Source organism: Subtercola sp. RTI3 (assembly GCF_035018625.1).
Lineage (GTDB): Bacteria > Actinomycetota > Actinomycetes > Actinomycetales > Microbacteriaceae > Subtercola > Subtercola vilae.
This window is the reverse complement of record NZ_JASJXO010000020.1, coordinates 27,000-42,375: the sequence shown is the minus strand read 5'-3', so window position 1 is coordinate 42,375 and position 15,376 is coordinate 27,000. Positions and strand designations below refer to the sequence as shown.

The following is a 15,376-nucleotide window of genomic DNA, read 5'->3' as shown; positions in this document are numbered from 1 at the left end:
CGCAGTTCGTGTCGACGGCCGACAGGGAATAGCGTTGACGTATGACAGTTCCCAACGTGACCCTCAACAACGGCGTGCAGATTCCCCAGCTCGGGTTCGGCGTCTTTCAGATCAAACCCGACGAGACAAAGGCTGCGACCCTGGCGGCGCTCGAAGTTGGCTACCGCCACATCGACACCGCCGAGATGTACGGCAACGAGAAAGAGGTCGGCGAGGCCGTTGCGGCCTCCGGCATTGCGCGCGAAGACATCTTCGTCACGAGCAAGCTCAACAACGGCTTCCACGAGCGCGACGCTGCGCTGAAAGCGTTCGACGGCACCCTCGAGGCGCTCGGTTTCGACTACCTCGACCTGTTCCTCATCCACTGGCCGCTACCCGCCGTGGGTGACTACGTCGAAACGTGGAAGGCCATGCAGGAGATGCTCGCCAGCGGCCGCGTCAAGTCAGTCGGTGTCTCGAACTTTCAGCAGCACCATCTCGAGCGCCTCTTCGCCGAGACCGACATCGTTCCTGTTGTGAACCAGATCGAAGTGCACCCGTACCTGACACAGGATGCCCTGCGCGAGTTCGGCGTTGCAAACGGTATCGCCACCGAAGCCTGGTCGCCCATCGCCCAGGGCAAGGTGCTCGACGACCCCGCCATCGTGGCCATCGCCGACCGCATCGGCAAGTCGACCGCCCAGGTCACCCTGCGCTGGCACATCCAGCGCGGCGACATCGTCTTTCCGAAGTCGGTGACTCGTTCACGCGTCGAAGAGAACTTCGCCCTGTTCGACTTCGAGCTCACCGAAGCCGACATCTCCGCCATCACCGCTCTGAACCGCGACGAGCGCACGGGCCCCAACCCCGACGAGTTCAACTACATCCCCAGCTGACCTCGCCGTACGCTCCCCCTGCCCGCCCCTCGCTCCCCTTCCACCTCATCGTGGCCGGGGGGCAGGGGTCAGGGGGTCAGCAGGGCGGGCTACTCGAGGGCCAGTGCGATGAGCTCGTCGATGATCTCGGGGTAGGTGACGCCCGAGGCGATCCAGCACGCGGGAAACATCGAGATCGGGGTGAACCCCGGCATCGTGTTGATCTCGTTCACCACGAACCCGGTGGGCGTCAGAAAGAAGTCGACCCGCGCGAGCCCCGCGCCGCCGATCGCGTCGAACGCCCGCACGGCCAGTGACTGCATCTCGCCGAGCTCCTCTGCCGTGAGGTCGGCCGGGCACACCAATTCGATGCCCGCTGCTCCCAGGTATTTCGCGTCGAAGTCGTAGAACTCGCGGCCCGTCATGACCACCTCGCCGGCAACGGATGCCCGGGCAGGCCCCCCGGCGCGGCCCCCCAGTACCCCGCACTCGACTTCACGCCCGACGATGCCCTCTTCGATCAGCACTCGGTCGTCTTCGGTCAGCGCCCCCGCCATGGCAGCCGAGAGCTCTGACCAGTCTTTGACCTTGCTCACACCGACCGACGACCCCGCGCGGGCCGGTTTCACGAACACGGGCAGGGTGAGCTCGCTCACGAGCTCGGAGACAGCAGCGGGCGCCGAAGCCCACTGCCTGGCCGTCACCGTGTGCCACGGAGCAACGGCAATACCGGCCTGGGCGAGAACCGTCTTGGTGAAGTGTTTGTCCATGCCGAGCGCCGACGCGAGCACTCCGTCGCCCACATACGGCAGCCCCACGAGTTCGAGCAGCCCCTGAATGGTTCCGTCTTCTCCGTACGGGCCGTGCAGGATGGGGAACACCACGTCGACCTGGCCGAGCGAGCGCGACTGGCCCCGGGCATCCAGAACCGTGAGCTCACGCGACGAAGCACTCTCGGGCCACCGCACGCGCGAACCGTTGTCGAGCACCACGGGCAGCTTCTGCGGGTCGAGTGCGAACTTCGCCGCGTTGTCGTCTTCGAGCACGAACGCGCCGTCGGCCGTGATGCCGATGGGAATCACGTCGTACCGCGACCGGTCAATCGCTTGGAGAACCCCGCCGGCCGTTGCGCAGCTGATCGAATGCTCGCTGGAACGGCCGCCGAAGAGCAGAGCCACCACGGTTTTGTCTGCCATCGTTCGGCCTTTCGCCCTGGGGTTCGAGTGAGTCTGTTGTGAGATGAGGTGCAATATCTCGCGGGTTCAGCGTACCGGCAAGCACTTGGCTGACCTGTTGCACGATGGGCATGTCGACCCCGCGCGCTGCCGCGAGGGTGAGAATCGGCGCGACAGACGACAGACCCTCCGCGGTCTGGTGCATGCGCTCGACCACGTCGCTGAAGCTGTAGCCCTGGCCGAGCAGCCGCCCGGCGGTGTTGTTGCGTGACAGCGGCGAGCTCGCGGTCGCGATGAGGTCGCCGAGCCCGGCCAGCCCCGACATCGTCTCGGGCCGCCCGCCGTACGCCACAGCGAAATCGGTCATCTCGGCGAGGCCGCGCGTGATGATCGAGGCCTTTGTGTTCTCGCCATAGCCCACGCCGTCGACGATTCCGATGGCCACCGCGATGAGGTTCTTCAGCACTCCCCCGAACTCGGTGCCGATGACGTCGGTGTTGACGAACGAACGAAAGTAGCGATTGCTCGCGACCATGGCGACCGACTCGGCCGTGCCGAGACTCGCCGACGACACGACGGCGGCCGTGGGCTGTTCCCGGGCGATCTCGAGTGCGAGGTTGGGGCCGGATGCCACGGCGAGCCGGTCGCGATCGATACCGAGGCCCAGCTCGAGCACCTCACTCATGCGGAGGCCTGTGCCCTTCTCTACGCCCTTCATCAGGCTCACCACCACGGTGTCCGGCCCGATCAGCGGCGCCAGAGCAGCGAGGTTCGAGCGCAGCGTCTGGCTCGGAATCGACACGAACACCATCGACGACTGCCCCACCGCATCGGCGAGGTCGGCGGTCGCCCGGATGCTCTGCGGCAGGTTCACGCCCGGCAGGTAGTCGCTGTTGCGCTTGCCCTCGGTTATCTCGCGGGCGAGTTCGGGGCGGCGTGCCCACAGTGTGACGTCGCTGCCCCCGTCGGCCAGGATCTTGGCGAACGTCGTACCCCAACTCCCCGCCCCCAGAACGGTGACGGCGCACGTCGGAACAGCGACCAGCCCCCGCTTGCCCCGCGCCACGCGGGCAACTCGTTCCGTACGTGCCATTACAGTGCCCCGTACTCGGTCTGCGAATGCTCTGCCGGGTTCCACCGCTCGGGCGGCGCGGTTTCGCCGCGCAGGTCTTCGAGTAGCTTCGTGATGGCATCCATCACGAGCCCGGTCGCTTCGAGTAGCGCGGCCTGGCTGAGCGCACCACCGCGAAATCGGTCGAGGTCGACGGCGGGGCCGTACTTGATGTGAATCGTCTTGCGCGGAAACAGGCTGATCTTCTTGCTCCATCGCGGCAGCACCGCCTGCGTGCCCCAGTGGGCGACAGGGATGATAGGCAACTCATTCTCGAGCGCAATACGCACCGCGCCGCTCTTGCCGCGCATGGGCCAGAGCCCGGGGTCGCGCGTCAGCGTGCCCTCGGGGTACACGATGACGCCCTCTCCCATCGCCGTGAGGTCGTGGGCCGCCGTCAGCGGGTTGTTACCGTGCGTGCGCCCGGAACGCTCGACCGGGATCTGTCGAATCTGCCGCAGCGCCCAGCCGAGCACGGGCACGCTGAACAGCGATGCCTTCGCGAGAAACCGGGGCACCCGCCCCAGCCGCCACACCGACCAGCCGATGACGACCGGGTCGATGTCGCTGTAATGGTTGGGGGTCAGCACAAACGACCCGGTGCGGGGCAGGTGGTGGGCATCCTGAACCTCAAGCCGACAGAGCGCCGCGATCACCGGAATCACCGGTGCGGCGAGCAGCCGAAACGACAGTGTCTTTTCTGAAGGCACCGTGTGGCCGTTACGCCGCGAAGGAGAAGTCGGCTCCCAGCTTCTGCAGTTTGCCGGCGAAGTCGCCGTAGCCACGGCTGATGAGGCCCACGTTGCTGACCCGCGACTGACCTTGGGCGGTGAGTGCCGCGATGAGGTGGCTGAAGCCACCGCGCAGGTCGGGAACCTCGATGTCGGCACCGTGCAGCTTGGTGGGGCCCGTGATGACCGCCGCCTGCTCGAGCGCGCGGCGAGGTACCCGGCGGTAGCCGCCTTCGAGGCCGTTCTTGTGCACCTCGATGTCGGCGCCCATCTCAACGAGCGCCTCGGTGAAGCCGAAGCGGTCTTCGTAGACCGTCTCGTGCACGATGGAGGTGCCCACGGCCTGCGTGAGCGCGACGATAAGCGGCTGCTGCCAGTCGGTCATGAAGCCCGGGTGAACGTCGGTCTCGATGACGACGGGCTTGAGGTCGCCGCCCGGGTGGTAGAAGCGAATGCCGTCTTCTTCGATGTCGAACGCCCCGCCGATCTTGCGGAACACGTTCAGAAACGTCATCATCTCCTGCTGCTTGGCACCCACGCAGAAAATGTCGCCCTTGGTCGCGAGGGCAGCGGATGCCCAGCTCGCGGCCTCGTTACGGTCGAACAGCGCCCGGTGGTCGTAGCCCTTCAGGCTGTCGACACCTTCGATGAGAATGACACGGTTGGGCTCGATTGAGATGATCGCACCCATCTTCTGCAGAACAGCGATGAGATCCATGATCTCGGGCTCGATGGCCGCGTTCTTCAGCTCGGTGATGCCTTTTGCGCGAACCCCGGTGAGCAGAACCTGCTCGGTGGCTCCGACGCTCGGGTAGGGCAGCTCGATGTTGGCACCGGTCAGGCCGTTGGGAGCGGTGATGTTGATGCCGCTCGGCAGCTTGTCGACCACGGCACCGAAGGCGCGAAGCGCGTCGAGGTGAAAGTCGATGGGGCGGTCGCCGATGCGGCAACCGCCGAGGTCGGGAATGAACGCGTGGCCGAGGCGGTGCAGCAGCGGCCCGCAGAACAGGATGGGGATGCGGCTCGAACCCGACAGCGCGTCGATCTCGGCGCTCTGGGCGATGGCCACATTGGCGGGGTCGAACACGAGGATGCCCGATTCGGGGCTGCCCGTGATCTCGACGCCGTGAATCTCGAGCAGTCGCGACACCACGTGCACGTCGCTGATGTCGGGCACGTCGCGGAGCACGCTTTTCGTATCGCCGAGCAACGACGCGACCATGGCTTTGGTGACCAGGTTCTTCGCCCCGCGCACGTCGATACGGCCGCGGAGCGGCCGGCCACCGTTCACGATGATCGTGTCGGAGAGGAGGCCGACGTGAGCCGCTGCCTTCTGGGCATCGAGCTTCTGGGCTTCGTGCTTCTGAGTATCTTGGAGGATGGTGTTCATAGAGGTGCTGCCTACTTCACTGGGAGGGTCTTCGGCCGCCAACTGTGTCTGCGGCTTTCGAATTCTGTGATCTGCGCTTCACTTCGCAGTGTGAGCCCGATGTCGTCGAGACCTTCGAGCAGCCTCCACCGAGTGTAATCGTCGATCTCGAAAGGCAGCGTGAGGTCGCCGATCGAAACGGTCTTGGTCGTCAGGTCGACACTGATGTCACGGCCCGGCTCGGCGTCGATGGCCGCCGAGACCTTCTCGATGTCGGCCTCGGTGAGTTCGGCCGCGAGCAGGCCCTGCTTGCCTGAGTTGCCGCGAAAGATGTCGCCGAACCGAGAGCTCAGAACCGCCTGGAACCCGTAGTCGCGAAGCGCCCACACGGCGTGTTCGCGCGACGAGCCGGTACCGAAGTCGGGGCCCGCCACCAACACTTTCGCGCCGACGAATTCGGGCGCGTTGAGCACAAAATCGGGGTCTTGGCGCCATCCGTAGAACAGGGCGTCTTCGAAGCCCGTCTTGGTGACACGCTTCAGGAAGACGGCCGGGATGATCTGGTCGGTGTCGACGTTCGACCGCGCGAGCGGCATGGCGACCCCGGTGATGATCGATACTGCGTGCATGACTCAGACCGCCTTCGGAGTGGTTGCAGAACCGGCTGCGGCGAGTTCGCCGGCTGAAAGTTTGCCGGCCGCGAGTTCGCCGCCGGGTTCACCCTGCTCGAGATCCCACGGGCTCGACAGCGTGCCGCGAATCGCCGTGGCCGCAGCGACCAGCGGTGACACCAGGTGGGTGCGCCCGCCCTTGCCCTGGCGGCCCTCGAAGTTGCGGTTCGATGTGGATGCACACCTCTCGCCCGGCGCGAGCTGGTCGGGGTTCATTCCGAGGCACATCGAGCACCCGGCGAAGCGCCACTCGGCCCCGAACGCTTCGACGATCTTGTCGATGCCCTCGGCTTCGGCCTCGATGCGTACCCGCGCGGAGCCCGGAACCACCATGACCCGCACATTCTCGGCCTTCTTCTGGCCCTTGATGACCGAGGCGAACGCGCGCAGGTCTTCGATGCGGCTGTTGGTACACGAGCCCATGAACACCGCGTCGACCGCGATCTCCTTCATGGGCGTATTGGCCGTGAGCGCCATGTACTCGAGCGCGCGCTCGGCAGTGGCGCGGTCATTGGCATCGACGATCAGCGACGGGTCGGGCACGTTTTCGCTGAGCGAGACACCCTGGCCCGGGTTGGTGCCCCAGGTCACGAACGGCTCGAGCTCGTCGGCGTTCAAGAACACCTCGGCGTCGAACACCGCGGTGTCGTCGGTCTCGAGCGTCTTCCAGTACTCGAGCGCCTCGACCCAGTCGTCGCCGGCAGGCGCGTGCGGCCGACCCTCGAGGTAGTCGAACGTGATCTGGTCGGGCGCCACCATTCCCGCACGGGCACCGGCCTCGATCGACATGTTGCAGATGGTCATACGCCCCTCCATGGAGAGAGCCCGGATGGCCGACCCACGGTACTCGAGCACGTAGCCCTGCCCGCCACCGGTGCCGATCTTCGCGATCACTGCGAGAATGATGTCTTTGGCCGTGACACCCGGGCGAAGCGTGCCCTCGACGGTGATGGCCATGGTCTTGAACGGCTTCAACGGCAGAGTCTGCGTGGCGAGAACGTGCTCAACCTCGCTGGTGCCGATGCCGAATGCCATGGCACCGAAAGCGCCGTGGGTGGAGGTGTGTGAGTCGCCGCAGACCACGGTGATACCGGGCATGGTGAGACCGAGCTGAGGGCCCACCACGTGAACGATGCCCTGCTCCACGTCGCCCAGGGAATGCAGCCGAATTCCGAACTCTTTCGCGTTCGTACGCAGCGTGTCGATCTGTGTACGGCTCGTCAGGTCGGCGATCGGCCTGTTGATGGCAAGAGTGGGGGTGTTGTGATCTTCGGTGGCGATGGTGAGGTCGGGGCGGCGAACCGGGCGCCCGGCCACCCTCAAGCCGTCGAAGGCCTGGGGGCTGGTGACCTCGTGCACGAGGTGGAGGTCGATGTAGAGAAGGTCAGGGGTGCCGTCTTCGCCTTTGACGACCAGATGGTCGTCCCACACCTTCTCGGCAAGGGTTCGGCCCCTGGGTTCTGACATGTTTCCACCTTTGAAATGCTCGGGTAACTATCCGCTCATTCTAACCGCGTGGCTTCGAATTGATTCCCGTGCACACACAGACGCACCTTTTCACACGACTGCGCTCGAGACGGGGCGGGCTCAGCCGCCCAGGTTCGAGCGCAGTGTGGCGCGGGCGTGCCGCAGGTCTTCGGTGAAGGCGCGCACGGCCTCGGCGGAGACGGAACCGGTGGCCGCGTGGGTGCGCAGGTCGGTGCGCACCGCGGAACGGAATGCAGTGAGCGCGACTTCTGCCTCTCGCACCGCGTCACCGCTGGCGCTGCGCCGCTGCTCGGCAGTGGGTGCTGCTGCGGGGGTGCCGGTCGCCGCCGGCGCAGCCTCTTCGCCTGAGCTTGTATCGGTCTGACCCTCGGTCGACTCCGTGTTGCCCGTGGTGTGGCCACTCCGGGGGTCTGCGGAGTCGCGCGCAGCCGACGCAAGGTCGGCCCGCAGGCTCTTCATGGCCGCCGTGACGCCGGCACGAACGCCGTCGGCGAGCAGGCGCACCGAATCGGTGACGCTGTCTTCGATCGAATCGAGTTCGGCCCGGCGAGCAGCGAGCTCGGCGCGCCCTGCATCAGTGATGACGTACGTGGTCTTGCGGCCGTCAGACGACTTGGTGACCAAGCCTTCTTCTTCGAGCTTCGACAGCCGCGGGTAGATGGTGCCGGCGCTCGGGCTGTAGGTGCCGCCGAAGCGTTCGCTCAGCGACTGCATCAGTTCGTAGCCGTGAAACGGATGCTCGCTCAGCAGATTCAGGATGTACAGCCGAAGGTGTCCGTGGCCGAAGACGGGGTTCACGCGGAGGCCTCCGATTCGGCAGGCGCGGTGCTTTCGGCAGGCGCGGCGTTCTCGGCGGGAACGTCAGACGCTGCGGCGCCGCCAGAGTCGGCCTGGGCATCCGCACGCCTGATGGTGGTGATGTCACCCGACACCGAATTGGCGCGCACCTCGACGAATCGGCCGTCGAGCGAGCCGGTCGTGAAGTTGTTGCCGCGGCCGCGGGTGGAACGAAAGGTCGAGCCGTCGAGGTTCAGTACGCCCGAAACCGTGTTGACGTTGAAGCGAGCGCCGAAGCCGGGGTCGAGCCGCACCGTGAAGTCACCCGACACGGTGTTGTTGGTCAGCACATCTACCTCACCGTCGAGGTCGAGAAAGACCGCGGCCGAAACACCATCGGCCGAGAACGTGGGAACCGTTCCGCTCACCGTGATGTCGCCGGTCACTGTGCGCGCCGCCACCGAACCCCTGTGCCCGCTCACCGACAGCTCGCCGTTCACCGAGTTGAGTTCGAGCGAACCCGTCATCGAGTCGACCACGACATCGCCCGACACCGTGCTGATGCGGGCGTCGGTGGTGAGACCCGAGACCAGTGCTGAGGCAGACACGACACCCATCTTCACCGCAACGTCACGCGGAACGAGGAGGCTGATGTCAGCCTGGGCCGAGCCGCGGAAGGAGGCGAAGACGTCGATGAAGTTGTCCCATCGCAACTGCGGATGATCGATTTCGAGCTGATCACCCGTGATCGACACCTTGAGGTCTTTGCCTGAAACGCCGTGTACCTCCACACGCGCACCCGGCTCATCGTGGCCGATGATGTCGATCTTGCCCGCGATGAGGCTGATCTTCACCGAGCGCACGAGTTCGAGATCGATGATTTTGGGCCCGTTCACGAGCCATTTCTCCAGCGCCATGCCGATTCCTCTCGATGCCCGCGCCGCCTGTTGCATGTCGCACGGTGCCGTTCGCGATATATCGCGTCTGACACTGATGACGTTACGCTCGCGCGATGCTCTCTGTCAAGCTATATCGCGTTTGAGTAGGGCCACAAGCTGCTCACAAGCCGCACAGTGGTGCAACATCGGGCGCAGCATAGCGCATACCGACAGAAGCTTGGCTGCAGAAAAAACACGTGACATGTGAATACGCTGTGCGCTACATTCATCTCGATGCCGCCGTCGCAGGGGGCGCTTCTTCCTTTGTCGCTTACAAACCAGGAGCCCCCATGCGAGGTAATTCCCTACCCCAGCGCGCCACAACACGCGCCAGAGCACGAACGGTCGGCCAGCGATTGGCGATCTTCGGCACGGCAGCAGCCGTCGTCGTCGCTCCCGCGCTCGCACTGGCACCGGCCGCCTTTGCGGCAGACCCGTTCGTCGTCACGTCGCCGACCAACGGCCAGATCAACGTCGCCATCAGTGGCTCGACCGTCACCTTCACTGGCACCGGCCTTGCCGACGGCGACACCGTGCAGGTGTTGTACGCCGCCGCCGGCAGCGCGACCCTCGACACCCCGGCGGTCAACTCGGGCACCATGGCCGGCGACAACCCCGGCGACTGGAGTGCGAACGCAAACTTCGAGAAGTACGCGCCCAACGTCAGCACAATCAATGTGATCGTCGAAGAGGTCACTGACAACGACGCGGCAACGGTGGTCGCATCCGTGCCACTGACATTCACCACCAAGACCGCGCCGGTCACCGTCGTGCCAGCCTTCACGGTCACCTCCCCCACGGTTGGCGAGACCGTCACCACCTCCACCCCCACCTTCAAGGGCACCGGCACACCGGGCAGCCTCGTCGAGATCGACTACAACGGCCGCGGCGGTAAAGACGCGGTTGCCGGAACCGGCACCATCGATGCGCTGGGCACGTTCTCGATCGTCACCGATTTCAGCCAGCTGGAGCCCGGTGCAGGAACCGCCACCTCTGACGGCGTCAACACCGGAGTTCGGGTGCTCGTGTTCAACACCGACGCCCAGGGCAAGCCGATTCCCGGTGCTGGTCGCCAGGCCGTGGTGTTCTTCTTCGCGACCGCACCGGTACCGCTGATTCCGTTGAGCATCGTGCTCAATCCGAGCACTGAGACGGTCAGCCAGAGCGCTGCTGCCGGTGTGAGCGTTGCCGCAACCGGTTTCAACACGTCAGAAGAAGTGACCGTCGCGGTCACCGACCCGTCGGGTGCCCCCGTCGTGCTCGGCGGAACCCGTGCCGACCACCTCTTCGCCAGTGACACCGACGGCAGCTACACCGACACCCTGGTACTGGCCGCGAATGCCCCCACCGGCGTCTACTCGGTCGTTCTGACGGGTGCGCTCACCGGCCGTACGATCACGGGCACCTTCACTGCGACGGCTGACCCGGTGGCAACTCCCACCCCCACCGCCACGGCTCCTGCTGTGTCGACCGGTTCGAACAGCAGCTCGACCGGCACCGGCACATCGACTGGCACCGGCACCCTCGCCAACACCGGTCTTGACGGTATTGGTATCGGCTCGCTCGCCGGCGTGCTCCTCCTTGTGGGTGGCGGCCTTGTGTTGGCTCGTCGTCGCAAAGCAACCATCTAGTCACCTCGCACGTTCACCTGCAACGAAAATACTCTGGAGCTGAAAATGTTCGACGAATCATTCATCAAAAACGCCATCGCCCGAAGCGCTGAGACCAAACTCGACCGGCGCAAGCTGCTGGCGGCTGCCGGTATCGGCGGACTCGGACTCGGGGCCTCGCTTCTGGCCCCCACGGCGGCCAACGCGGCTGCGTCAACCGGCATCAGCGACGGCACCATCTTGAACTTCGCGCTGAACCTCGAATACCTCGAGGCCGAGTTCTACCTGCGCGCCGTGACCGGTTCGGGCCTGCCGAACAGCCTCACCGGCGGCAAGGGCACTCTCGGCGGCGTCAGCGGCGGCCGCGCCGTCGACTTCAAGATTCCGGCCGTGGCCGCCTACGCCAAGGAGATCGCTGCCGATGAGAAGGCTCACGTCGCCTTTCTTCGCGGTGCGCTCGGCTCAGCTGCTGTCGCCCGCCCCGCGATCGACATCAACGCTGCATTCACGGCTGCGGCAACCGCTGCCGGCGTGATCACCGCAGGCCAGACGTTCGACCCGTACGCAAGCGACATCAACTTTCTGATCGGCGCATTCGTCTTCGAAGACGTCGGAGTCACGGCATACAAGGGTGCGGCACCGCTCATCACCAACGCGACGTACCTCGAAGCCGCGGCCGGCATCCTCTCGGTCGAGGCCTACCACGCCGGCATCATCCGCACCTCGCTCTACAACCAGGGCGTCGACGTTCAGGGCATCGTGAACAAGATCTCGGCCGCTCGCGACAGCCTCGATGGCCCCACGAGCGACGACCAGGGCATCACTGTGAACGGTGTTGCGAACCTGGTGCCGACCGACAAGAACGGCATCACGTACAGCCGCACGCCCGGCCAGGTTCTCAACATCGTCTACCTGAACTCGGCATCGGTCAGCAAGGGCGGGTTCTTCCCGGCCGGGCTGAACGGCGACCTCACCACGAGTGCGGCGTCGAACTAGGGCTCACAACCAACTGATCGAAAGGCCCTCGCCTCACGGCGGGGGCCTTTCCTCTGCCTGGTCACACCCCTGTTGCGCCGCGTTCTGCTGCGGCATGATCGATGCATGATGCCCTCCGCTGCCGACCCCATCGCCCCCATGCTCGCCAAAGCCGTCGACGCCGTGCCCGAGCAGGGCGGCAAGCTGGGCGCCCTCAGCTACGAACCGAAGTGGGACGGGTTCAGGGCCATCGTCTACTTCGACGGCGAGACGGTCGAGATCGGCAGTCGCGGGTCGAAGATGCTCACCCGGTACTTTCCCGAACTCGTCGAGGCCTTCACCCGGCTGCTGCCGGGGCCGTGCGTGCTCGACGGCGAGATCGTGGTGCGCTCGGGCGAAAAGGGGCACGAGAAGCTCGACTGGGAGGCGTTGTCGCAGCGCATCCATCCTGCTGCGAGCCGGGTCGCGACGCTCTCGGTGGCGACTCCGGCGATGTTCGTGGCGTTCGACCTGCTCGGCGCGGGTGACGAGAGCTACCTCGAGCGACCGTTCGGCGAGCGCCGGGCCGCACTCGACGAGCTGGTGGGTGGGCTCGGGCATCCGGTGCACCTCAGCCAGACCACCACCGACCCGGCACTCGCTGCCCGCTGGCTGGTCGAATTCGAGGGCGCGGGCCTTGACGGCGTGGTGGCGAAGCCGCTCGCCGCAGCGTACGCGCCCAACAAGCGGGTGATGCTCAAAGTGAAGCACCACCGAACCGCCGACGTGGTGGTGCTGGGCTACCGGATGCACACCAGCGGTACTGGCGTCGGCTCACTGCTGCTCGGGCTGTACACCGCCGACGGCGCCCTGGCGAACGTGGGCGGAATCTCGGCATTCACCGACGTGCGCCGCCGCGAGCTCATCGACGAGCTCGCTCCACTCGTCACGCGCGACGCGAAGGGCGACCCGGTGCGCGGCGCGACCGAGCGCAGCCGCTTCTCCGGCAGCAAAGACGTGTCGTTCGTGCGACTCGACCCGACGCTCGTGGTGGAGGTGCGCTACGACCAGATGGAAGGGCAGCGATTTCGGCACACGGCCCAGTTCGACCGCTGGCGGCCCGACCGCGACGCCCGCTCGTGCACCTTCGAGCAGCTCGAGCGCCCGGTGAGCTACGACCTCAACGAGGTGCTGGCCTGAGCGCGAGTTCCTTTCTCTGACAGTTGCTCACTGACGATAAGATCGGCGCATGAGTTCTGCCACAACGACGACGTCGTCGATCGACCTCTCGAAGCGCGACCTGACGCTCGACATCGCGCGGGTGTTCTGCGTTCTGTTGGTGGTCGTCATCCATCTGCTCATGGTGGGTGTGGGCTTCGGCCCGGGTGGCGACCTGATCGTGTCTCGCCCCCTCGAAGACCAGGCGTGGTTCGCGCCGGTCACGTGGGCCGGCCAGATCATGCCGCTCTTCTTCGTGGTGGGCGGGTTCGCGAGCCTCACGGCGTGGCGCAGTTTGCAGCGGCGCGGCGGCACTGCCGCCGACTACGTGCGCACCCGGGTGCTGCGGCTGGCCCAGCCGGCGTTGCCGCTGTTCCTCTTCTATGTGGTGGTGATCGCCGGAGCCCGCGCCATCGGCATCGACCCGCAGCTGCTCGACGTGGTCGTTGTCGGCGCCGGCCTGCCGCTCTGGTTTCTCGCCGCCTACACGCTCTGCCAGGCACTCGTACCCACGATGGCGGGCCTGCACGCCCGCGCACCGGGGCGCACACTCGTGGTACTGCTCGCCGGCGCCGTGCTGGTGGATGCCCTGCGGTACACCCTGCACGCCGACGGAGTCGGCCTGGTCAACCTCGTGTTCGTCTGGCTGCTGGTTCAGCAGCTGGGCTTCTGGTACGCCGACGGGTGGTTCAGGGCGCGCCGCGCCTGGCAGTTGATCGCTATTGCAGCGCTCAGCTACGCGGCACTCGTTCCGCTCACGCAGCTCGGCCCGTACAGCACCGACATGCTCACGAACCTGAACCCGCCCACGCTGCCACTGGTTCTGCTCGCGCTGGGGCAGGCGTGCATCCTGTGCCTGATTCGCCCGGCACTCGCGGCGCTCATGAACACGCACGCTGCCCGTGCCTTCGTGTTCGTGATCGGGTCGCGGCTGATGACCATCTACCTGTGGCACCTGCCGCTGATCATCGCGCTGTCGGGGGTGACGCTGCTCATCCCGGGTGCCAGCCCGCCGCCCGGCAGCACGGCGTGGTGGTGGTCGCGGCCCGTGTTCTTCGTCATCGTGATGCTGGCGCTCATCGGGCTGTCATTCATCGTGGGGCGGTGGGAGGTACCACGCGAGGTGGGGGCACGGCCGCCCGGCACCGTGGTGGCGCTGGCCGCCGCCCTGACGTTCGTGCCGGCGTTCTGTGTCATGCAGTGGTCTCTCGACCTGCCGTTCGCGGTACTCGGGGCCGTGTTCTTCGGGGCGGCAGTGCTGATGCTCGGCCGCTGGCCGGGCCGGGTGAGGGCGGCGTTGTAAGCCCCAGAGGGGCGGGTCAGGCGGGCGACGCGGGCTTCTTCGCGCGGCTCGGCTGCACGCGGGGCGGCTCGCCGGGCATCTTCGGGAAGTCGGGCGGGAAGGGCAGCTCGCCGAGACCGGCGTCGAGGTCGCGCTGCCACCAGCCGAGCAACACGTCGAGGGTGCCGGGGTGCGCGTGCATGTCGGCCCAGGGGTCGCCGAGCATCCGGAGCCGTTCGGGAACAGTTCGAATGGTGAACGCGGTGGGGTCGGCGCTCTCGAGTTCGCTCCAGTCGAGCGGCGTCGACACGGCAGCATTCGGCAGGGCGCGCGGGCTGTACGCGCCGGCCATGGTGCGGTCGCGGTTGGCCTGGTTGAAGTCGACGAAGATGCGGGTGCCGCGCTCCTCTTTCCACCACGCCGTGGTCACCCGGTCGGGCATGCGCCGCTCGAGTTCGCGGGCCGCCGCGATGACCGCGTGCCGCACCTCGAGAAACTCGTGCGTGGGCGCGATGGGCGCGAACACGTGCAGCCCGCGGTTTCCGGATGTCTTCACGAACGCCTCGAGACCGGCCTCGGCGAGCACCTTCCGCAGTTCGATCGCGGGCCCGACGGCATCGCCGAAGTCGGTTCCCGGCTGGGGGTCGAGGTCGATGCGCAACTGGTCGGGAAAGTCGCTGGTCTCGGCCCGCGACGCCCACGGATGAAACACCACAGTGTTCATCTGCACCGCCCACACCGCGGCGGCGGGCTCGTCGATGACGAGCTGCGGATGCGTGCGCGCACTCGGGTAGACAACCATCACCGAGCGCACAAAATCTGGCGCCCCCTTGGGCGGGTTCTTCGAGAAGAACTGTTCGCCATCGATGCCCTCGGGGAAGCGTTGCAGCGAAACCGGGCGATCGCCGTTCGCCCGAACAAAGGCCTCCCCCACGTCGATGATGTATCGCGCGAGGTCGAGCTTGGTGAGGCCGAGGTCGGGCCAGAGCACGCGGCTCGGGCTCGAGAGCCGTACCGAGCGCTCGCCGTCGGGGCCGTCGACGGTGAGAACGGTTGCTTCGCTTGCCACGGCGGCTGCCTCATCTCAGGTTGGTCTTCGATCGGAACGTTTGGGGTCTGCATTGGCGTCTGACGACCCATCCTAGGCAGAGCCCCTTCGTGCGTCTACGGCTTGCCGAGACGCGCGAAGCGCCGACCC

The 15,376-nt window shown here is 66.2% G+C and carries 14 protein-coding genes; 5 read left to right on the top strand and 9 right to left on the bottom strand.

What is annotated here, in order from left to right; all coding sequences use genetic code 11:
• The first annotated feature begins 41 nt into the window (after window positions 1-41).
• Window positions 42-875, top strand: coding sequence for an aldo/keto reductase (locus QN358_RS09610; RefSeq protein WP_136642439.1), 834 nt, complete (start codon window positions 42-44; stop codon window positions 873-875).
• Window positions 876-964: 89 nt separating this feature from the next.
• Here QN358_RS09610 and QN358_RS09605 read toward each other — a convergent pair whose 3' ends face one another.
• From QN358_RS09605 to QN358_RS09570, 8 genes are all read right to left on the bottom strand, one after another.
• A complete protein-coding gene (locus tag QN358_RS09605) occupies window positions 965-2,050 on the bottom strand; it encodes a D-alanine--D-alanine ligase family protein (RefSeq protein ID WP_136642440.1) in 1,086 nt (361 codons plus the stop codon).
• Window positions 1,953-3,122, bottom strand: a complete 1,170-nt coding sequence (locus QN358_RS09600; RefSeq protein WP_323512208.1) for an NAD(P)H-dependent glycerol-3-phosphate dehydrogenase — start codon at window positions 3,120-3,122, stop codon at window positions 1,953-1,955. Before QN358_RS09600 ends, QN358_RS09605 begins: the two co-directional genes overlap by 98 nt.
• The gene (locus QN358_RS09595) at window positions 3,122-3,850 is read right to left on the bottom strand and encodes a lysophospholipid acyltransferase family protein (protein ID WP_323512207.1); all 729 of its coding nucleotides are present in this window, start codon (window positions 3,848-3,850) and stop codon (window positions 3,122-3,124) included. The genes QN358_RS09600 and QN358_RS09595 overlap by 1 nt, the downstream gene beginning before the upstream one ends.
• A 10-nt stretch (window positions 3,851-3,860) precedes the next feature.
• Window positions 3,861-5,261 (bottom strand): UDP-N-acetylglucosamine 1-carboxyvinyltransferase, encoded by a 1,401-nt coding sequence (murA, locus tag QN358_RS09590; protein WP_136642443.1) that lies wholly within the window; start codon window positions 5,259-5,261, stop codon window positions 3,861-3,863.
• Window positions 5,262-5,272: 11 nt separating this feature from the next.
• Window positions 5,273-5,869 (bottom strand): 3-isopropylmalate dehydratase small subunit, encoded by a 597-nt coding sequence (gene leuD / locus QN358_RS09585; protein WP_323512206.1) that lies wholly within the window; start codon window positions 5,867-5,869, stop codon window positions 5,273-5,275.
• A gap of 3 nt (window positions 5,870-5,872) precedes the next feature.
• The gene (leuC, locus tag QN358_RS09580) at window positions 5,873-7,378 is read right to left on the bottom strand and encodes a 3-isopropylmalate dehydratase large subunit (protein WP_323512204.1); all 1,506 of its coding nucleotides are present in this window, start codon (window positions 7,376-7,378) and stop codon (window positions 5,873-5,875) included.
• A 120-nt stretch (window positions 7,379-7,498) separates the two neighbouring features.
• A complete protein-coding gene (locus QN358_RS09575; protein WP_136642446.1) occupies window positions 7,499-8,197 on the bottom strand; it encodes a PadR family transcriptional regulator in 699 nt (232 codons plus the stop codon).
• A complete protein-coding gene (locus QN358_RS09570; RefSeq protein ID WP_136642447.1) occupies window positions 8,194-9,093 on the bottom strand; it encodes a DUF4097 family beta strand repeat-containing protein in 900 nt (299 codons plus the stop codon). Before QN358_RS09570 ends, QN358_RS09575 begins: the two co-directional genes overlap by 4 nt.
• A 311-nt stretch (window positions 9,094-9,404) precedes the next feature.
• Between QN358_RS09570 and QN358_RS09565 the strand changes: the two genes are divergently transcribed.
• From QN358_RS09565 to QN358_RS09550, 4 genes are all read left to right on the top strand, one after another.
• Window positions 9,405-10,745 (top strand): LPXTG cell wall anchor domain-containing protein, encoded by a 1,341-nt coding sequence (locus QN358_RS09565; RefSeq protein ID WP_136642448.1) that lies wholly within the window; start codon window positions 9,405-9,407, stop codon window positions 10,743-10,745.
• Window positions 10,746-10,790: 45 nt separating this feature from the next.
• Entirely contained in the window at window positions 10,791-11,720 is a 930-nt protein-coding gene (locus tag QN358_RS09560) for a ferritin-like domain-containing protein (protein WP_323512203.1), read from the top strand.
• A gap of 105 nt (window positions 11,721-11,825) precedes the next feature.
• The gene (locus tag QN358_RS09555; protein ID WP_323512202.1) at window positions 11,826-12,878 is read left to right on the top strand and encodes an ATP-dependent DNA ligase; all 1,053 of its coding nucleotides are present in this window, start codon (window positions 11,826-11,828) and stop codon (window positions 12,876-12,878) included.
• Between the two features lie 49 nt (window positions 12,879-12,927).
• Window positions 12,928-14,199, top strand: coding sequence for an acyltransferase (locus QN358_RS09550; protein ID WP_323512201.1), 1,272 nt, complete (start codon window positions 12,928-12,930; stop codon window positions 14,197-14,199).
• Window positions 14,200-14,215: 16 nt separating this feature from the next.
• On the opposite strand, the gene ligD is transcribed toward QN358_RS09550, so the two are convergent.
• Window positions 14,216-15,247, bottom strand: a complete 1,032-nt coding sequence (gene ligD, locus QN358_RS09545; protein ID WP_323512200.1) for a non-homologous end-joining DNA ligase — start codon at window positions 15,245-15,247, stop codon at window positions 14,216-14,218.
• Window positions 15,248-15,376 lie beyond the last annotated feature (129 nt).